19 protein-coding genes are annotated in these 17,871 nt (G+C 60.8%); 13 read left to right on the plus strand and 6 right to left on the minus strand.

Going from position 1 to position 17,871, the window contains the following annotated elements; translation table 11 throughout:
• Positions 1 to 36: 36 nt before the first annotated feature.
• The 10 genes from tpiA to M1617_07670 all read left to right on the plus strand — a co-directional run bounded on the left by tpiA (position 37) and on the right by M1617_07670 (position 9,228).
• Positions 37 to 816 (plus strand): triose-phosphate isomerase, encoded by a 780-nt coding sequence (tpiA, locus tag M1617_07625; GenBank protein ID MCL5888138.1) that lies wholly within the window; start codon positions 37 to 39, stop codon positions 814 to 816.
• Positions 809 to 2,347: a 2,3-bisphosphoglycerate-independent phosphoglycerate mutase gene (gene gpmI / locus M1617_07630; protein MCL5888139.1), complete on the plus strand. Its 1,539-nt coding sequence runs from the start codon at positions 809 to 811 to the stop codon at positions 2,345 to 2,347. The genes tpiA and gpmI overlap by 8 nt, the downstream gene beginning before the upstream one ends.
• A gap of 59 nt (positions 2,348 to 2,406) precedes the next feature.
• A complete protein-coding gene (gene secG, locus M1617_07635) occupies positions 2,407 to 2,646 on the plus strand; it encodes a preprotein translocase subunit SecG (GenBank protein ID MCL5888140.1) in 240 nt (79 codons plus the stop codon).
• Between the two features lie 278 nt (positions 2,647 to 2,924).
• Positions 2,925 to 4,274: a cell wall-binding repeat-containing protein gene (locus M1617_07640; GenBank protein MCL5888141.1), complete on the plus strand. Its 1,350-nt coding sequence runs from the start codon at positions 2,925 to 2,927 to the stop codon at positions 4,272 to 4,274.
• 261 nt (positions 4,275 to 4,535) lie between these two features.
• Positions 4,536 to 4,889 carry a cell wall-binding repeat-containing protein gene (locus tag M1617_07645; protein ID MCL5888142.1) on the plus strand — a complete coding sequence of 118 codons (354 nt, stop codon included), beginning with the start codon at positions 4,536 to 4,538 and terminating at the stop codon, positions 4,887 to 4,889.
• A 471-nt stretch (positions 4,890 to 5,360) separates the two neighbouring features.
• Entirely contained in the window at positions 5,361 to 5,999 is a 639-nt protein-coding gene (locus tag M1617_07650; protein ID MCL5888143.1) for a hypothetical protein, read from the plus strand.
• Positions 6,000 to 6,128: 129 nt separating this feature from the next.
• Positions 6,129 to 6,473, plus strand: coding sequence for a hypothetical protein (locus tag M1617_07655; protein ID MCL5888144.1), 345 nt, complete (start codon positions 6,129 to 6,131; stop codon positions 6,471 to 6,473).
• Positions 6,470 to 6,907, plus strand: a complete 438-nt coding sequence (locus M1617_07660; protein ID MCL5888145.1) for a hypothetical protein — start codon at positions 6,470 to 6,472, stop codon at positions 6,905 to 6,907. The genes M1617_07655 and M1617_07660 overlap by 4 nt, the downstream gene beginning before the upstream one ends.
• A gap of 105 nt (positions 6,908 to 7,012) precedes the next feature.
• Positions 7,013 to 8,281: a PLP-dependent aminotransferase family protein gene (locus M1617_07665; protein ID MCL5888146.1), complete on the plus strand. Its 1,269-nt coding sequence runs from the start codon at positions 7,013 to 7,015 to the stop codon at positions 8,279 to 8,281.
• A complete protein-coding gene (locus M1617_07670; protein ID MCL5888147.1) occupies positions 8,278 to 9,228 on the plus strand; it encodes a D-alanine--D-alanine ligase in 951 nt (316 codons plus the stop codon). Before M1617_07665 ends, M1617_07670 begins: the two co-directional genes overlap by 4 nt.
• Here M1617_07670 and M1617_07675 read toward each other — a convergent pair.
• Genes M1617_07675 through hoxE form a run of 6 tightly spaced genes read right to left on the minus strand, consistent with a single transcriptional unit; the run spans position 9,203 to position 14,623 of the window.
• Positions 9,203 to 9,712, minus strand: coding sequence for a hydrogenase maturation protease (locus tag M1617_07675; protein MCL5888148.1), 510 nt, complete (start codon positions 9,710 to 9,712; stop codon positions 9,203 to 9,205). The genes M1617_07670 and M1617_07675 overlap by 26 nt on opposite strands.
• Position 9,713: 1 nt before the next feature.
• Positions 9,714 to 11,150: a Ni/Fe hydrogenase subunit alpha gene (locus tag M1617_07680; GenBank protein MCL5888149.1), complete on the minus strand. Its 1,437-nt coding sequence runs from the start codon at positions 11,148 to 11,150 to the stop codon at positions 9,714 to 9,716.
• A 24-nt stretch (positions 11,151 to 11,174) separates the two neighbouring features.
• Positions 11,175 to 11,711 carry an oxidoreductase gene (locus tag M1617_07685; GenBank protein MCL5888150.1) on the minus strand — a complete coding sequence of 179 codons (537 nt, stop codon included), beginning with the start codon at positions 11,709 to 11,711 and terminating at the stop codon, positions 11,175 to 11,177.
• Entirely contained in the window at positions 11,708 to 12,442 is a 735-nt protein-coding gene (gene hoxU / locus M1617_07690) for a bidirectional hydrogenase complex protein HoxU (protein MCL5888151.1), read from the minus strand. The genes M1617_07685 and hoxU overlap by 4 nt, the downstream gene beginning before the upstream one ends.
• A gap of 4 nt (positions 12,443 to 12,446) precedes the next feature.
• A complete protein-coding gene (nuoF, locus tag M1617_07695; protein ID MCL5888152.1) occupies positions 12,447 to 14,102 on the minus strand; it encodes an NADH-quinone oxidoreductase subunit NuoF in 1,656 nt (551 codons plus the stop codon).
• Positions 14,099 to 14,623 carry a bidirectional hydrogenase complex protein HoxE gene (hoxE, locus tag M1617_07700; protein MCL5888153.1) on the minus strand — a complete coding sequence of 175 codons (525 nt, stop codon included), beginning with the start codon at positions 14,621 to 14,623 and terminating at the stop codon, positions 14,099 to 14,101. The genes nuoF and hoxE overlap by 4 nt, the downstream gene beginning before the upstream one ends.
• A 250-nt stretch (positions 14,624 to 14,873) precedes the next feature.
• Here hoxE and M1617_07705 point away from each other — a divergent pair, with 250 nt between their 5' ends.
• The 3 genes from M1617_07705 to M1617_07715 all read left to right on the plus strand — a co-directional run bounded on the left by M1617_07705 (position 14,874) and on the right by M1617_07715 (position 17,820).
• Positions 14,874 to 16,214 carry an ATP-binding cassette domain-containing protein gene (locus tag M1617_07705; protein MCL5888154.1) on the plus strand — a complete coding sequence of 447 codons (1,341 nt, stop codon included), beginning with the start codon at positions 14,874 to 14,876 and terminating at the stop codon, positions 16,212 to 16,214.
• Positions 16,214 to 17,311 carry an ABC transporter permease gene (locus M1617_07710; protein ID MCL5888155.1) on the plus strand — a complete coding sequence of 366 codons (1,098 nt, stop codon included), beginning with the start codon at positions 16,214 to 16,216 and terminating at the stop codon, positions 17,309 to 17,311. Before M1617_07705 ends, M1617_07710 begins: the two co-directional genes overlap by 1 nt.
• Before the next feature lie 152 nt (positions 17,312 to 17,463).
• On the plus strand, positions 17,464 to 17,820 hold the full coding sequence (locus M1617_07715; protein ID MCL5888156.1) for a hypothetical protein: 357 nt from the start codon (positions 17,464 to 17,466) through the stop codon (positions 17,818 to 17,820).
• Positions 17,821 to 17,871: the final 51 nt, after the last annotated feature.

Consider the following 17,871-nt stretch of genomic DNA (forward strand, 5'->3'; position numbering starts at 1 on the left):
CTTAATCGGGTCGGCCGCTGGACACCAGGAGGATCTATGGGACGTCAACCGATGATCGCGGGCAACTGGAAGATGTACAAGAAGGCTGGAGAGGCCGCGATCCTCGTCCAGAACATGGAAGAGCTCGTCGAGGAGCACTGGCACGATGTCGACATCGTGATATGCCCGCCGTTCACGGCGCTGAAAAGCGTGTCGGTTGTCATCGAACTCGACAGGCTCACGCTAGAACTCGGAGCGCAGAACGTTCATTGGGAGGCCGAGGGAGCATTCACCGGCGAGATTTCCCCGCCGATGCTCGCCGAGCTGCGTTGCGGCTACTGCATCGTGGGACATTCGGAGCGACGGGAGATGTTCGGCGAGACCGACGAGACGGTCAATCGCAAGGTCAAAGCGCTACTGGCGCACAAGATCACGCCCATAGTGTGCGTCGGCGAGACGGCCGACATCCGCGAGGCCAACCAGACCGAGGCCGTGGTTCGCACACAGGTCAAGGCCGCCCTTGAAGGCATCTCGGCAATCGAGGCGGCAGGCATCGTCATCGCTTACGAGCCGGTCTGGGCGATCGGCACTGGGCGCACGCCCACACCTGAGGGTGCCAACGATGTCGCGCGCACCATCAGAGCGACCGTCGGCGCGCTGTTCGGGCCACCGGCAGCGCAATCCTGCCGCGTGCTCTACGGCGGCTCCGTCAAGCCCGAGAACGCCGCGATGTTCTTCTGCGAGCCCGATATCGACGGCGCGCTCGTCGGCGGTGCAGCGCTAGATGCGGAGTCGTTCGCCGAGATCGTAGTAGCTGCCAAGGAGCAGAATGCCTGATCGCTTGCCCGTAGCGCTCATCGTCATGGACGGCTTCGGCATCGCCGAAGAAGGCCCAGGCAACGCGATCGCACTCGCAGAGACGCCGAACCTGGACGCGATGTTCGCGAAGTACCCGTATACCACCCTGCGCTGTTCTGGACTGGCCGTGGGCCTGCCCGAAGGCCAGATGGGTAACTCCGAGGTGGGGCACCTCAACATTGGTGCCGGGCGCGTGGTCTACCAGGAGCTGACCCGCATCAACCTCGCTATCGAGGATGGCTCGCTGGCCGCCAACGAGGTCCTGACCTCGGCGATCGACGGTGCGGTTGCGACGGGCCGCGCGGTGCATCTCATGGGCCTGGTCTCCGACGGCGGCGTACACAGCCATCAGGAGCATCTTTACGCGCTGGTCGAGATGGCAGTTTCGCGAGGAGCGGAGCGCGTCTTCGTGCACGCATTCCTCGACGGCCGAGACGTGCCGCCGCGCTCGGGCGCCGGTTTCCTCGGCGAGTTGCAGCGGCGACTGGAGCCGTTGGCGGGCGCGCGGATTGCGACGGTCGCTGGCCGATATTGGGCGATGGATCGCGACAACCGCTGGGATCGCGTGGAGCGGGCGTGGCGAGCGATAACCCTAGGCGAGGGCGACCCTGCCCGGGATGCCGTTGAGGCCGTGCTTGCCTCCTACGATGCCGAGGTCACAGATGAGTTCGTAGCTCCGACCGTCGTTCACGGCCCGGACGAGCTGCCGATCGCGACCATCGGCGAGGGCGATGCGCTGGTGTTCTTCAACTTCCGGCCCGATCGCGCACGCGAGATCACCCGCGCGTTCGTGGACCCGGAGTTCACCGGCTTCTCGCGGCCCGCCTTCCCGCAGACGCGATTCGTATGCTTGACCGAGTACGACCGCACGATCCCAGCCCCAGTGGCGTTCCCCAAGGAGCTGTCGACGTGCGTACTCGCCGATGTGCTGGCCGACGTCGGCCTCAGGCAGCTCAAGATCGCCGAGACGGAGAAGTATGCGCACGTGACCTTCTTCTTCAACGGAGGTGCCGAGGAACCAAAACCGGGCGAGCAGCGCGTCCTCATCCCAAGCCCCAAGGTCGCCACCTACGACCTGATGCCCGAGATGAGCGCACACGAGGTGACGGATCGACTGGTTGCCGCTATCGAGGGCGAGCAGGCAGACGTCTACATCGTCAACTATGCGAACTGCGACATGGTCGGCCACACCGGTGTGCTCGAAGCCGCAATCGAAGCGGTCGAGGCGGTGGATTCGTGCGTCGGCCGAGTGGTCGCAGCGATCCGGTCTGCGGGTGGCTCGGCAATCGTGACCGCCGACCACGGCAACGCCGAGACCATGCTCGACTCTGACAGCCACACGCCATTCACCGCGCACACCAGCGGGGAGGTGCCATTCTGCGTGATTGGCGACGGCGTATCCGCCCTGGAATCCGGCGGGATACTCGCCGATGTAGCGCCGACGATGCTCGAACTCATCTCCGTCGAGAGACCGCGGGAGTGGACGGGACGCTCTTTGCTGGTATACTGATGCACTGCGAAACGTCGGTTTGTGCGCATTAGTGCGCTATGGAAGGAATGACTCCAGCAATGAATGCTCTTGTGGTACTCCTGCTTATCGTCCACGTGATCGTATCGATCGCTCTCATCATCTTCGTGCTGATGCACTCAGGTAAAGGTACGGGGATGTCCTCGATGCTGGGCGGCGTGATGCCGACGACTTCGGTCGGCACATCCATCGTCGAGAAGAACCTCAACAAAATTACGATTGGCTTGGCCATCACTTTCGCCGTCACGCTGCTCGCACTGATGGTGTTTTATACCCCCTAAGGCTAGCGAGCAAGACGGAAGCAAGGGCCAGGGGGATTACGAGTTCTTCGATTCACGCAGCCACCTCGGGGAATGGTGGGCTTTCGCCTTCAGTCATCTACGACATTCTTGTCGTTTGACCCTCAACTATGCCAGTGCTACGTTGATTTGGTTGATCTTTTTGATGCAATGGCGGCTGCTCCACGATTTGGGGATCGGGGTGATCTTTGACCCGGGATGCGAGTTTACACCGCAAGCAAGTGATCGGTTGGGGTTTGCTTGAGAGGAGGGCATGACACATGGCAGCATCTGCTTTGAGCGTCAGTGCCGCGCCTGAAAAATGGCACATTCTTGCTTTGAGGATACTCTTGGTCCTAGCGCTGTTGGCTTCGCATGCTGTTCTAGCAGTCGAGTCGGCGAACGCAGCCACGCCTTCCATCCATGGAACAGTCACAGACGCTTCGACAGGCGCACCTTTGGCTGGGGTGGAGGTGTGGTTACTTGAGACATACCCCGGGATCCTCGAACAATCTACTGTTACGGACGCAGCAGGAAACTATTCCTTTACCGTTCCTGCGGGAACGTATGGGATTGATGTGGGGCATCCGGGATTCGAATGGTTTATGAGCGATATCATCGCCTACAACGGGACCAACGCGATCCAGCTGGACATCCCACTGCAACCGGTTCCGCCATTCATTGAGGTCGAAGGCGCTGATCGCTTCGAGACAGCTGTAGCGGCCTCGGTTGAAGCGTTCCCATTCGGACTCGATCCGCTTGGCTACAGGACGGTCGTCATCGCCACCGGCCGCAACTGGCCTGATGCACTTGGAGGGGCCGCCCTTGCAGGAACGCTTGGTGGTCCCGTATTGCTGGTCGACACCAAAACCGTTCCTGCTTCCGTTCTTGCAGAGATCGACCGTCTTGGTGCTGGACAAGCCATCATCTTGGGCGGCACAGGTGCTGTGGGTCCGGAGGTTGAAACAGCGCTGAAAACCAAGCTTGGTGCTCCCAATGTGGAGCGTATTGGTGGTGCGGACCGCTATGTGACCGCCAACAATGTAGCGGCTAGGGTTCGCCAGGAGCTTGGGATCTTTTATGACGGGACTGCTTTTGTGGCTACTGGTGGGAATTTCCCTGATGCACTAGCCGCTGCTCCTCTGGCCGCCGGAAACTACTGGCCGATATATCTGGCGCATCCCAAGACAGGACTTTCGCCATCCACGGTGACAGCCATGACCGGTGTCACGAATGCCATCATCCTGGGCGGAACAGGAGCGGTGTCGACAACAACGGAAAACGCACTGAAAACCCGCTTTGGGGCTGTCAATGTAGAGCGTCTTGCGGGTGACAATCGCTACACTACGGCGGCAGCCATTGCGGAATATGCAGTAGGGCAGCTGCTTTGGTTTGGGTGGGACGGGGTAGGGCTCGCAACGGGTACTAACTTCCCCGATGCCCTCGCCGGTGGCGTCTTGCAGGGCTTGAATGGCAGCGTCATGCTGCTTACGCCATCGAACTCCCTACACCCGGCAGCGGCTAGCGCCCTATCGGCTAACGCTCTGGAGATTGACACCATCACCTTCTTCGGTGGCGCTGGTGCTATTAGCCAGGAGGTTCGCGACGGGGCTTTGCAGCTCGTTGAGTAAGATGGATCATTTAGAGGCAAGTGTAGTCTAGCGTAGTGAATCAGGGCTCCTCGGATCGACCGAGGAGCCCTGATCTTTGCTCTGCAGAGCGGTCTTGCCGAACCCGCAGCATCCCCGGATTTGTCGATTGGTAACGATTGTGTTACAGTGTGCAACTGTTAGTGCGTAAGGCGTTCTTCGCGCATCGGCTGCAAAGACGATCGGAGCAGTCGTTCGAACCGGCGTGATGGACGTTTCGGCAAATCCGGTCGAACTCGGTAAATGTACGCACTGAAAACCCGCTTTGGGGCTGTCAATGTAGAGCGTCTTGCGGGTGACAATCGCTACACTACGGCGGCAGCCATTGCGGAATATGCAGTAGGGCAGCTGCTTTGGTTTGGGTGGGACGGGGTAGGGCTCGCAACGGGTACTAACTTCCCCGATGCCCTCGCCGGTGGCGTCTTGCAGGGCTTGAATGGCAGCGTCATGCTGCTTACGCCATCGAACTCCCTACACCCGGCAGCGGCTAGCGCCCTATCGGCTAACGCTCTGGAGATTGACACCATCACCTTCTTCGGTGGCGCTGGTGCTATTAGCCAGGAGGTTCGCGACGGGGCTTTGCAGCTCGTTGAGTAAGATGGATCATTTAGAGGCAAGTGTAGTCTAGCGTAGTGAATCAGGGCTCCTCGGATCGACCGAGGAGCCCTGATCTTTGCTCTGCAGAGCGGTCTTGCCGAACCCGCAGCATCCCCGGATTTGTCGATTGGTAACGATTGTGTTACAGTGTGCAACTGTTAGTGCGTAAGGCGTTCTTCGCGCATCGGCTGCAAAGACGATCGGAGCAGTCGTTCGAACCGGCGTGATGGACGTTTCGGCAAATCCGGTCGAACTCGGTAAATGTCTGCAATCGCGACACCCGTGATACTAGGGAAAAGGTTCGTAGCCTAAAAAGCATACTCGCTTCATTTGGCTTGAGACGACGGGTATCCGTCCGTTTCGCCGGATGCGAGGCAGCTCTCAGCATAATCCCACTACTGTCTCCTAGGTACGCTTGTGCCCCGGCTTTCGGATGCGTCGTCTGTAACGTCCCCGGACCCGGAGGTCTATGTGAGTTCCAAGAAGATACAGAAGGTAGCATTGTACGTGGCCGCTTTGGCTTTGGCTGTTTCGGTCACAGGCACGCTCGCCGGCTTCCAGTTCCCGGAGCCGCAGGCGGGAGCCTCGCCGGCGCAGCGCCCGGTTGGCACGCTCGGTATCGGCGATGAGTCGGTTCCGCCGATCGAAGAAGTACCCGCTGACGAGAAGATCGAGTTGACCGCAGAGCGACCGGCTTCACTGGTCACCCCCGTTGCCAAGGCAAAGGCTCCAGTGCCAGTCGTAAGGCCGACTCCTCGTCCAGCGCCCGTCAGGGCTGCATCAGCACCTCGGAATCGACCGGTGGCAGCTGCTGCGGCGAATACCTCGGGCTGGAAGTCCGCAAGGGCTTCTTGGTACGGTCCTGGCTTCTATGGCAACAGGACCGCCAGCGGTGCGATCTTGACTGAGGGCATGATGAATGTCGCCCACAAGACGCTTCCGTTCGGCACGCGTATCGAGTTCAAGTTCGGTGGGCGTACCGCGATCGCTGTGGTCAACGATCGTGGACCATTCACTCCCGGTCGGGTGTTCGATCTCGGGCCCGGGACGGCTACAGCTCTCGGCTTCAGCGGGGTCCACACGGTGCAGTATCGGATTCTTGGCAGGTAACGTCTTCTGTGATGCGTTCGATCGAGGGCGGTCCCGCGCGGGCCGCCCTCGGCTTTTAGAGGTGGATTTGGGGTATCCTGATAGTGAAGGTGATTGTGGGCTCTTCCCGTTGAGTACGGAGGTGCGTTCATGTCCGATTCCGGACCCGAACCCGGCGCAAGACCCCCGGGACGATCGCTGAGCGATGCGGTTGTAGAGCTTATGGAGACGGTCGTCGACTGGTTCGATAATGAGGTCGAGCGGGTAGTCCGCGAGAAGATCGTTCTGCCGAGCCAGAAGCTAGGGCTCATGCTGGTCGCTGCGGTGAGTGCAGGGTGTCTGGCTGTCGTCGGCATTCTGCTCCTGATGGCCGGCGTGTTCATGCTGTTGGGTGAGGCCATCGGATACGCGTGGGCACTGCTTCTGTTAGGCGCTGTGCTCCTGGTGAAGTCGGTCATCTTCCTAGCGATTAGGTTCCGGAACACCCAGCGGTGATTCCAGAGGTGGAGAAGCCGCTCTTTATCGTCGAGCACTTGTGGGCGGTACCCGGTGGCACCGAGGTGGTTGTGCGCCTTACCCAACCGGTACTTCGGCGGACCAGTGCTCTCCCAGGAATCGCCGAGAAGGTTCTCGGCAGGCTACCTGGCATCGTACGACACCGTTGTGAATCGCCGAAGGGGCTCGGCGTTGCTGGTGAGCTTGCCGACACCGAGAGCGCTCATCTGCTCGAGCACGTCGCTCTGGAGCTGCTTGTGTGCGAGGGGCATCCTAGGGCGATGGCGGGCCGGACTACGTGGGATTTCGGGCGGGACGGCCAAGGCGTGTACCGGGTATACCTCGGCTGTGAGGATGTTGAGGCGGTGCGAAGTGCGCTTCAGGAGGCATGCGTCTTGATCGAGCAGTTGACCGTCGAGCGGGGCCGGTGCTAATCTGCGTTTCACCTATCGCGTTAGCGAAGGGTGGCGGTACTGTGATCGGCCCCTCGCCCTATGGGCGCAAGGGGTCGTCTTGTTTTACCGGCAGGAGTGATGTCGATGGGTTCTTCGAGAGTCGTGTTCGACCGGCTACAGGGGCGTTATGCGCAGCGCATGGAGGGCATGCGTAGCAGCGCCGTGCGCGACTTGTTCGCCGCTGCAAGCAGGCCCGACGTGATCAGCCTCTCTGGCGGCATGCCGGAAGTCAGCCGCGTGCCAGCGCACACCGCAGCGGATGCCGCCTTCCGGGCCGTGGCGCACCATGGCGACCAGGCACTGCAGTACGGCGGCAGCGAGGGCAGGGTCGAGCTGCGCCAGACGATCGTCGAGCTCATGGCGGAGACCGGCGTGCGGGTCCGACCCGAGGACATCGTGGTCACCGCCGGCGCTCAGCAAGCGCTCGATCTTCTCGGCAAGATATTCCTTGATCCGGGAGACGTGGTGATCGCCGAAGGGCCGACGTACCTCGGGGCTCTGCAGGCTTTCTCGGCGTATGGACCCGAGATCCGCTGTGTCGACATGGACGAGAGCGGCATGCGGATGGACCTGCTCGAGGCCGAGCTGAAGCGGCTTGGCAGGGGCGGCGCGAAGTTCATCTACACGATTCCCAACTTCCAGAATCCGGGCGGAGTGACGCTCGCGCCCGAGCGCAGGCGGCGACTCATCGAGCTTTCGCGCGAGTACGACATCCCGATCATCGAGGACGACCCTTACGGGCGGCTGCGATTCGAGGGCGGGCACATCAAACCGCTGCGCGCGCTCGACGACGACGTCATCTACCTGGGCACGTTCTCGAAGATATTCGCGCCCGGACTTCGCCTGGGCTGGGTAACCGCCCCACATCCGGTGCTCGCCAAGCTACTCATCGCCAAGCAAGCCGCCGACCTGTGCGGCAGCGCGTTCGCGCAGGTCACGGCGGAGCAGTACTTCGGCGGATCGCGGTGGCGCAAGGTCCTGCAGGGCCTGACGCGCACGTATGCCGAGCGCCGCGATGCGATGCTCGCCGCACTCGAACAGCACTTCCCGCCGGAGGCTCGCTGGACGTGCCCCGAGGGCGGCTTCTTCCTCTGGGTCGAGCTGCCGGAGTTCCTCGACACAAAGGTGCTGCTCGCCGAGGCGGTCGAGCGCGGTGTGACCTTCGTCCCCGGCGACGCCTTCTACCCGGATCGCCGAGGAGGCAACTGCATGCGTCTTGCGTTCTGTTACGCTGAACCGGAGCGCATCGAGGAGGGCATCCGGCGTCTCGCCGAGGTGCTCGAAGATCGTCTCGAACTCTACCGCGCGTTCATCGCGGCCGGTGCACTGTCAGTCAAGGAGGAGGTCGTGTGAGCGGCGAGAAGATAGCGGTCCTGATGGGTGGGCGCTCCCTGGAGCGCGAGATATCGCTCATGAGCGGCGAGCGGGTATGCTCGGCGCTTTCCGACCTGGGCTACAAGGTCGTCCCGCTCGACCTGACCCCCGCACTCGTGCAGACGCTGCGCTCCGAGCGACCGGATGCCGCCTACATCGCTCTGCACGGCAAGTTCGGCGAGGACGGCGCGATCCAGGAGCTGCTTGAGTTCCTCGGCATTCCGTATACGGGTCCGGGCGTGATGTCGAGCGCGCTGGCGTGGGACAAGCCACTGGCCAAGCGACTTTTCGCCGCCGAGGACATCCCGACGCCCCCGTGGGTGACGCTGACCGCCGACGCGTTCAAGCAGATGGGAGCCGCCTCGGCACTCGACCTCGTGCCCGAGCGCGTGGGGGCCTTCCCGCTCGCGGTGAAGCCTTCTCGGCAGGGATCGGGCTTGGGATTGGCGCGCGTCGAATCCTCCGAGGCGCTCGCCGAGGCGCTGCTTGCGGCCTTGGGCTACGACGACTCCGCGATGATCGAGAAGTGGGTCGACGGTTGCGTGCTCGCGGTCTCCGTCTTCGACGCCGAGGACGGCCCGCGCGTCCTGCCGCCTGTCGAGATCGTCGCGAAGGGCGGGATCTTCGACTTCGGCGCGATGTACACGGCTGGCGAGACCGACTACTTCGCACCAGCGCGCCTGGACGCGCCGGTGATGCGCGAGGTCACGCGGATCGCGGCCCGTGTGCACACGCTGCTCGAGTGCAGGGACGTGTCGCGGGTGGACATGGTCGTGGACGCAGACGGCACGCCGTGGGTGCTGGAGTGCAACACCTCGCCCGGGATGACCGAGCTCTCGCTGCTGCCAATGGCCGCAGCAGCCGACGGGATGTCGCTCACCGATGTGACCGACAGGCTCGTTAGGGCCGCTCTGGCAAGGGGCTGACCGACCTCGCCCGGACAGGGACCTCGGCCGGACCGCCTTCACGCATGCGAACCGCCGAGAAGGACTCCACGAACTCCTCGACCATGCTTTGGGTCGAGGGCGAGAGATCGCAGCCGAACTCCAGGTCGCTGACGGGGAACTCCACCAGCAGAACCCGCCACGGGCACTTGCCGTAGAGCTCGACTGCGAGATCGAGGACCTGCTGGGGCGAGAGGGTGTGCGACATCGGTCGCGCGCTACCGCGCCTGCACCCGCTCCCGGGGTGCACCTCGCTGACCTCGACGCGCTCGGCTTTCACGCTGGCATCGAGGAAGACCACGCTCTGGTAGCGGGAGATGACTTCGGCGATCTCGGGCGTGAGCTGGGCGAGGCTCAGCAGGTCCACGTCGTCGTGGGCCGCGGCGATCTTCTCGGCAGCTATGCGCCCGGCTCCGTCATCGCGTCGCATGTCGTTACCGAAGCCGATCACGAGCGTCCGTGCCACCTCAGCGACTCCGCTCGCTAAGCACTCTGCCTGCCGAGTCGATCAACTGCACCTGCAGCGGCATCTTCCCGATCGCGTGCGTCGAGCAGGAGAGACAGGGGTCGTAGCAGCGGATGCCGGCCTCGATGCGGTTGAGGGCTCCCTCGGTGATCGATCCGCCGTGGACGTAGTGCGAAGCGAGTTGCCGAACGGTGGCGTTCATCGCCTGGTTGTTCTGCGCGGTGGCGATCAACATGTTCACCTGCTGGATGACCCCGTCTTCGTCCACATGATAGTGGTGGAAGAGCGGGCCTCGGGGAGCCTCGCACACGCCGACGCCCTCCAAGCGGTTGATCATAGCCTTCGAGCGGATGTCCTCTCCCAGGATATCGGGATCGCCGAGCAGCATCTCGATCTTCTCAACCGCGAACAGGATCTCGATCAGACGCGCGTAATGGTAGTAGAACGGGTTGCCCATCACATCGCGATCGGCAGACAGCGAAAGGAGCTTTTGGCGCTCCGCCTCGGCCAGGGGGGTCTCGATGTAATCGCAGACGCTCAGCCGAGCAAGCGGACCGACTCGATACGCACCTCTGTCATAGCCCAACGGCTTGTAGTACGGGAACTTCAGGTACGACCACTCAGTCGAACGCTCGCCCAGATACTCGGTGTACTCCATGGGATCGAGTTGATCGGCTACGGTTTCGCCGTCGCTGTCCCGCATGCGAAGCTTGCCGCCGTAGTATTCGAGCCCTCCATCCTCGCTGACAAGGCCGACGGACAGTGACGGCGTACCGTCGGAAAAGCTAGGGATCTCGTGCGCGAACTTCGCGTGGATACCCTCGAGGATCTCAAGTGCCATGAACGTCGTCTCCATGGCCTCCGGAATCCAAGCCAACAAGCGATCCCGGTCCGATGACTTCAGCGCCTCACGGACCCCTCCCGGCACCGCCCAAGGCGTGTGTATGCGGCGACCACCGAGTGTCTCGATGATCTCCTGCCCGAATTTCCGAAGCCGGATACCCCGCCGGACGACATCCTTGTGCTCCGCCATCAGCCCGAACACGTTACGCGTCGCCGGGTCGGCATCGAATCCCAACAAGAGGTCGGGCGAGGACAGGTGGAAGAAGCTCAGCGCATGCGATTGAGTCCATTGCGCCAAGGTAAGAAGCCGACGCAGTTTCTCGGCAGTTTCAGGAATCCCGATCGCGAGTATGGCGTCGCCCGCTTTCGCCGAGGCTATCAGATGACTCGCAGGGCAGATGCCGCAGATGCGCGATGTGATGCCGGGCATCTCCCACAATAACCTTCCCTCGCAGAATTTCTCGAATCCGCGAAACTCAGTCACGTGGAAGCGGGCGTCGTTCACCTGTCCATCGGCGTCTAGATGGATGGTGATCTTCGCGTGACCCTCGATTCGGGTCACGGGTTCGATGGTGATGGTCCTTCGAGATGCCATGCTCATCCTTGCTCGCGGGCGGGCTTAGCCATACTTCAAGTACGCAGTCGGTAGATTGGGGATTCTGCCAGCCATCAGCTCGCTTAGCGCAAACCAGATCTGATCGGGCGATGGCGGACACCCATGAAGGAATGCATCCACCTTGATGACGGCGTGAAGGGGCAACGCTCTCGGCATCAGCTGGGCGATGGAAGTTGCCCTCGACGGCAGAACCGAGGCGTCATCTGCAAGCTCACCGTAGGAGCGTTGAACGATCTCCTCGGCGGCGAACTGATTGCGCATCGCCGAGATGTTACCTGTGGTGGCACAATCGCCGAACGAGAGGACGAACTTCGAATTGCGACGGATTATATGCGCCATCTCCTCGTTTTCGGTGTTGGAAATCGCCCCCTCGACCAGGGTGACATCGACATCGCTCGGGAAGTGTTTGATGTCGACAAATGGGGAGTAGACCAGCTCTGCTAAGTCGGCAAACTCGATTAGGCGCTCATCAAGATCGAGAAATGACATGTGGCAGCCCGAACAGCCGCTGAGCCAGACGCTCGCGATACGCGATTTCATTTACTCACCCTGTCTTCCGCCACCCATTCGCCTGTCTTCCGAGCGGTGACGATGTATCTCACGAATTCGCGATGCTTCTCCATTTCGGCCACTGTCTGGCCTTTCTCGAACAGCGCCCCTGTCGGACAGACCCACACGCACTTGCCACACGAAGTACAGCTCTCCGATGTACCCCAGGCTTGGTCCATGTCGGCGACGATGGTGCATTGGATGCCTCGGCCGGCGATGTCCCACGTGTGGGCGCCTTCGACCTCGTGACACACGCGCACACACCGTGTGCAAAGGACGCAGCGGTTCCTGTCCAGCACGGAGTCTTTGTGCGTCGCGTCCAGAACCCGCTTGGGGTGCAGGTAGGGGAAGCGCACATACTCCAACCTGACTTCATACGCTAGATCTTGGAGTTGGCAGTGGTCGTTGACGACGCACACAGCGCACTGATGGTTTCCTTCCGAGGCCAGCAGCTCAATGAACATGCGACGGTAGCGTTGAAGGCGCTCGGAATCCGTGTAGACCGACATCCCTTCAACCGGCCTGGTTACGCAAGCGGGAAAGAGCTTCTCCTGTCCCTCGATCTCAACGAGACAGAGCCTACATGAGCCAACATCCGTGAGGCCTTCCAGGTGACACAAAGTGGGAATCTGGATTCCGTGTTGGCGCGCGATTTGAAGCAGAGTTTCGTCGTCCTTGCCGCTGACCTGCTCGCCGTTTATCGTCAGGGTTAGAATAGCCATGATGTCACTTTTCTCTCATGGGGACGCCGGAGTCGAGATCGGAGGCCTCGTAACCCTCAAGGGGCTTCAGGCGCTTTTCGTACTCTTCGCGGAAGAAGCGGAGGGTTGAGAGAACAGGATTGGGTGCGGACTGCCCGAGACCACACAGGCTCGTTTCCTTCACCATCATGCACAGCTCCTCCAGAAGCGTGATGTCCTCGGCGGAAGCCTGTCCTGCAGAGATCTTGTCGAGAAGCAGATACAGGTGCTTTGTTCCCACGCGGCAAGGGGTGCATTTGCCGCAGGACTCGTCGACGCAGAACTCCATGAAGAACTTCGCCACGTCCACCATGTCAGAGTCTGAGTCCATTACAATCATCCCGCCGCTGCCCATCATGGACCCCACGGCTTTCAGTGATTCGTAGTCCACGGGAAGATCTAGATGCTTTTTGGAGATGCAGCCTCCAGAAGGTCCGCCTGTTTGTGCGGCCTTGAAATCCTTGTCGTCCGACGTCCCTCCGCCGATATCAAAGATGATCTCCCGCAAAGGCATCCCCATGGGGACTTCTATGAGGCCCGTGTGCTTGACTTTGCCAGTGAGTGCGAAGATCTTGGTCCCCGTGCTCCCCGGAGTGCCGATTCCTGCAAACCAGCCTCCACCCTTAGTGACGATCGACGGGATATTTGCGAGAGTCTCGACGTTGTTGATGACTGTAGGTGCGCCGAACAGTCCCTTCTCCGAAGGATAGGGCGGACGGGGACGGGGACGACCTCGGCGGCCTTGTATCGAGCGAAGCAGGGCCGTTTCCTCTCCGCAGACGAATGCTCCGGCACCGATCCTCAGGTCGATGCGGAAGTTGAACTGTGATTCGAAGATACGATGGCCCAACAATCCAAGTCGCTCGGCTTGCCGGATGGCAATCTTCAGGCGCTTGATGGCGAGAGGGTACTCAGCGCGCGTGTAAATGTAGCCCTGATTCGCTCCGACGGCGTAGGCCGCAATTGCCATGCCCTCCAGGATGCGGTGTGGATCCGACTCGAGGAGATTTCGATCCATGTAGGCCCCCGGATCGCCCTCATCCCCGTTGCATATCACGTACTTCTGTTCGCCCACGGACTTGCGCGAGACATCCCATTTTAGTCCCGTTGGATACCCTGCACCTCCTCGTCCGCGCAGGCCGCTCTTGCGTACCTCATCGATGATTTCTTCTGGCTGCATCTCTGTGATGGCTTTTGCCAGTGCCGTATAACCGCCGACGGCGATGTACTCTTCTATGCGCTCTGCGTCGATCTTGCCGCAGTGCTCCAGCACGATCTTGGTCTGCGAGGCGAAGAATGGATCCTGCTGATCCAGCAGGTTATCGTCGACGACTTCTCCGGCAACGAGGTGTCGATCAACTATCTCTCGAGCGAGGGGTTCGCCCACCTTCTTGTACAGCGCATTTTCTTTTTCGAGCATCACAAGCGGACCTAGGGCACACAAACCCATGCACCCTGTGTTGACGACCTCGACTTCGTCCTTGAGGTCACCATCGTTGAGTGCTCCTTTGAGTGCTTCACGGGTTCCCTCGCTGTTGCACGCAATGCACCCTGTTGAAGAGCAAACCAGTACGCGGTTCGTGAACTTCTGTTGACGAGCCTGCTCCTTGTGAGCAACTTGGTAGAGCTCTTCTGGTGTCATACGGGCACCTCGTCGCCGCTTTCTTCCCACTGCTTGATGCGGCGCACCGCGTCCTCGGGACTCAGTTCGCCTGCAACAACGTCGTCCAAAATGGCCACAGGCGCGAGTCCGCAGGCGCCTACACATCGCGCGGCGATGAGCGAGATGCTTCCATCGTCGGTCGTGTCGCCGAATTTGATTCCGCAATGGCACTCGACGGCTTCCTGAACTGCTCCGGCGCCTTTCACATAGCAGGCAGTCCCAGTGCAGAGCACGAAGACATGTTCGCCGCTAGGCTTGAGCCGGAAGAAATGATAGAAGGTCGCCACACCGTACACACGGCTGAGCGGAAGTTTCAACTTGTGCGCCACATATGTGAGTAGATCGCTCTCGAGGTACCCGAATATTCCCTGCGCCGCGTGAAGGACCTCGATCAGTGCATACCCGCTGTGCTGATGTTGGGCGATTGCCCGATCCAACAACTTGTAGCGGCTGTCGCCGTCGGGCTGGTCAGATTTGTGTCTGTCTTTGGCCTGCGTCACTCTTCCCCCATCGTTCCGCCAACGGGTCCTAGATCCGCCTTAGCTCCCGAGATCAGCAACCCGCGACACGTTGCGTCCTCGTTGGATTATACCCAACGCATGGGCGTGACGCCGCACCCTACGGGAGTTTCCACGCGCAGTCCAGAAGAAATGCCGAGATGACCCCACACGGCAGAGTATAGTGTGGCACAATGGGGCATCGATGGTTCGAATTGGGGGCAGGGGTCTGATGCAAGGAGGTCGATTCTGCATGACATCCAACTTGGTTGACTCGGCAGGCACCCAAAGCTCGACGGGTTCTCACGGTGCGGCGTCGATGGTTTCCGTCCGCTCCCTGGAGAAGAACTACGGATCCTTGCGAGCCGTGGACGGCGTCTCCTTCGAGGTCGCTCGCGGTGAGATCTTCGGGCTCCTCGGCCCCAATGGTGCTGGGAAGACCACGTGCCTGGAGATGATGGAGGGACTGAGGAGGCCTGACGCCGGGACGATCACCATAAGCGGGATTTCCGTCTGGCCGGATCCAACCAAGGTCAAGAGGCTGATCGGCGTGCAGACGCAATCGACCGCCTTCTACGAGGAGCTGACGGTGCAGGAGGTCCTGCGCCTCTTCAGCGCGCTCCACGGGAGGCGACTTCCCAAGCGAGCCATAGAGGATCTGCTCGACCTGAGCGGACTTGCCGAGAAGCGCAAGGCTTACACGCTCGCGCTTTCGGGCGGGCAGAAGCAGCGACTGGCAATCGCCATTGCGCTCGTCAACGAACCGGAGCTGGTCTTTCTCGACGAACCCACCACCGGCCTAGACCCGCAGGCCAGACGCCGGACCTGGGAGGTCGTCAAGGAGCTGAGGGATAGGGGCAAGACCATCATCCTGAGCAGCCATTACATGGAGGAAGCCGAGTACCTTTGCGACCGCCTGGCCATCATCGACTACGGGAAGATCATTGCGATGGACACGCCTGCGCGACTCGTCGGCCAGCTGGGAAGAAAGGCGCGGATCAGCTTCACGGCGAGCCGCCCGATCGAAGGGACCTCGCTGGGGTTGGCGGGCTCCGAGGTGGGAGCACCGGACTCTGAAGGCGAGCAGACACTGCTCGTCGCCATTGCGCTCGTCAACGAACCGGAGCTGGTCTTTCTCGACGAACCCACCACCGGCCTAGACCCGCAGGCCAGACGCCGGACCTGGGAGGTCGTCAAGGAGCTGAGGGATAGGGGCAAGACCATCATCCTGAGCAGCCATTACATGGAGGAAGCCGAGTACCTTTGCGACCGCCTGGCCATCATCGACTACGGGAAGATCATTGCGATGGACACGCCTGCGCGACTCGTCGGCCAGCTGGGAAGAAAGGCGCGGATCAGCTTCACGGCGAGCCGCCCGATCGAAGGGACCTCGCTGGGGTTGGCGGGCTCCGAGGTGGGAGCACCGGACTCTGAAGGCGAGCAGACACTGCTCGCCGAGAACCTGGACGATGCTATCACTGTCCTCCTGCGCACCGCACACGATCAAGACATCGAGATCAAGAACCTACAGGTCAGGACCGCTAATCTTGAAGACGTGTTCCTTACGCTGACCGGAAAGGAGCTCCGGGATTGATGGCGTTCATAGAGCTTCTCAAGGCCAACACGCGCATGCATCTGCGCAATCGCAACTCGCTTTTCTGGCATTTCGCGTTCCCGTTGGGGTTCATGGTCCTCTTCGGGTTCCTCGTCGGGCAAGGCGATAGACAGGCCCCGATCAACATCGGTCTGTCTGGCGACCCGACTTGGACCCAGCATGTTGAGACCGCATTTGGCGGGATAGAGGAGGTGGAGATCACCAAAGGCGAGCAGAATGTGCTCGTGGAGGGACTCAGGGTTGGCGAACAGCACGTCGTCATCGTCTTCGATCCGCAGGCCACAGAGTCGGGTCAGCCGATCCAGGTAGAGATCCTATACGATCCGGGCGACGCGATGGGTACCGGTGGAGTAGCGCGGACGATGGTCATGGGCGTGCTGGATGGCATCGCCAAGCAGGCCCAGGGAGCCCCCGAGTTGTTCGTGATCGAAGAAACCAGCGTGCTGGTCGACGAACTGCCTTTCATCAGCTTCCTGATGCCGGGGATAATCGGGATGTCGGTGATGTTCTCGTGTCTGTTCGGAGTGGCCAGCCCACTGGTGACCGAGCGCGAGAAGGGCATACTTCGGCAGGTGAAACTGACCACAGTCCGGACACCGGTGTTCCTCGCGGCCAAATCCGCAGGCATGACCGTGCTCGCCTTTCTGCAGGCACTTATCATCATCGGGGTAGGGATGCTCCTGTTCGATGTGGAGATCAGCGGCAGTCTTGTGGGCGCATCAGTCGTTCTATTCATGGGCGCGATGATGATGGTGGCGCTCGGGATGCTCGTCGCCGGAATCGCTGGCAGGGTCGAGTCGGTGGACTCGATCGCCCAATTGATCGCAATGCCGATGATGTTTTTGGCTGGCACCTTCTTTCCCATCGACATGGCTCCGAGTTGGCTGCGTGGTATTGCTGAGGTTTTGCCGCTGACTTATCTGAACAGTGGCCTGCGGGATACTCTGGTGGGCGGGCAGTCACTTGGGGATATCAAATCTGCACTGATTGCCATGGCTGGGTGGACTCTAGTATTCATCGCAGCTGCCTCGATCCGATTCAGGTGGGAGCCACAGAAGAAGAGCAACGGCGGATAAGAAAGAGCCAGCGGGCCCCACAGGCGTGTCGAGCACTCAACAAGATGGGTATAAGCTACTTGGGCGATGCATCTCCGTCGGATTTCGGAGAGCACTGTGGGACAGCCCGAAAACTAGGCGACTCTCTTAAACTGGGAGAGGTGAGTGTAGCAATGGACGACGCACTCGATCGATCAGCTACCCAGCCGTTCACTGCGGAAGAAATCATCGACGCCTTACCGTTTTTTGTGATGGTGCTCGATTCCAATCATCAAGTCATTCAATCGAACACCTACTTTGTCAAGTCAACAGAGAGCGTCCAAGAAGGGTGTCCATTGCACTGCTATCGTGCGATGCACAACAAGGACGCCCCTCATCCCGATTGCCCGCTGGTCGAGTCGATCAACACAGGGCTGCCGGTGACGAGGCTCATCAGCGAGGATGGAAAGACGCTCAGAGTCACTGTTTATCCGCTTGCTGAACGAACACCTTTCGGCGCCCTGTATCTGCATTTCGCAGAAACTATGTGAAGAGCTTGCCATTTGGCCCGAGGGCGTCCTCGAACACAGGGCTGGAGCCAC

The organism is Actinomycetota bacterium, assembly GCA_023488435.1.
Taxonomy (GTDB): domain Bacteria; phylum Actinomycetota; class Coriobacteriia; order Anaerosomatales; family UBA912; genus UBA912.

Excerpts from the sequence above, each read along its gene's own strand:
- M1617_07640 (MCL5888141.1), top strand. The coding sequence starts at position 2,925 with ATGGCAGCATCTGCTTTGAGCGTCAGTGCCGCGCCTGAAAAATGGCAC.
- M1617_07655 (MCL5888144.1), top strand. The coding sequence starts at position 6,129 with ATGTCCGATTCCGGACCCGAACCCGGCGCAAGACCCCCGGGACGATCG.
- gpmI (MCL5888139.1), top strand. The coding sequence starts at position 809 with ATGCCTGATCGCTTGCCCGTAGCGCTCATCGTCATGGACGGCTTCGGC.
- tpiA (MCL5888138.1), top strand. The coding sequence starts at position 37 with ATGGGACGTCAACCGATGATCGCGGGCAACTGGAAGATGTACAAGAAG.
- M1617_07710 (MCL5888155.1), top strand. The coding sequence starts at position 16,214 with ATGGCGTTCATAGAGCTTCTCAAGGCCAACACGCGCATGCATCTGCGC.
- secG (MCL5888140.1), top strand. The coding sequence starts at position 2,407 with ATGAATGCTCTTGTGGTACTCCTGCTTATCGTCCACGTGATCGTATCG.
- M1617_07665 (MCL5888146.1), top strand. The coding sequence starts at position 7,013 with ATGGGTTCTTCGAGAGTCGTGTTCGACCGGCTACAGGGGCGTTATGCG.
- M1617_07685 (MCL5888150.1), bottom strand. The coding sequence starts at position 11,711 with ATGAAATCGCGTATCGCGAGCGTCTGGCTCAGCGGCTGTTCGGGCTGC.
- M1617_07715 (MCL5888156.1), top strand. The coding sequence starts at position 17,464 with ATGGACGACGCACTCGATCGATCAGCTACCCAGCCGTTCACTGCGGAA.
- hoxU (MCL5888151.1), bottom strand. The coding sequence starts at position 12,442 with ATGGCTATTCTAACCCTGACGATAAACGGCGAGCAGGTCAGCGGCAAG.
- M1617_07705 (MCL5888154.1), top strand. The coding sequence starts at position 14,874 with ATGACATCCAACTTGGTTGACTCGGCAGGCACCCAAAGCTCGACGGGT.
- nuoF (MCL5888152.1), bottom strand. The coding sequence starts at position 14,102 with ATGACACCAGAAGAGCTCTACCAAGTTGCTCACAAGGAGCAGGCTCGT.
- M1617_07645 (MCL5888142.1), top strand. The coding sequence starts at position 4,536 with ATGTACGCACTGAAAACCCGCTTTGGGGCTGTCAATGTAGAGCGTCTT.
- M1617_07680 (MCL5888149.1), bottom strand. The coding sequence starts at position 11,150 with ATGGCATCTCGAAGGACCATCACCATCGAACCCGTGACCCGAATCGAG.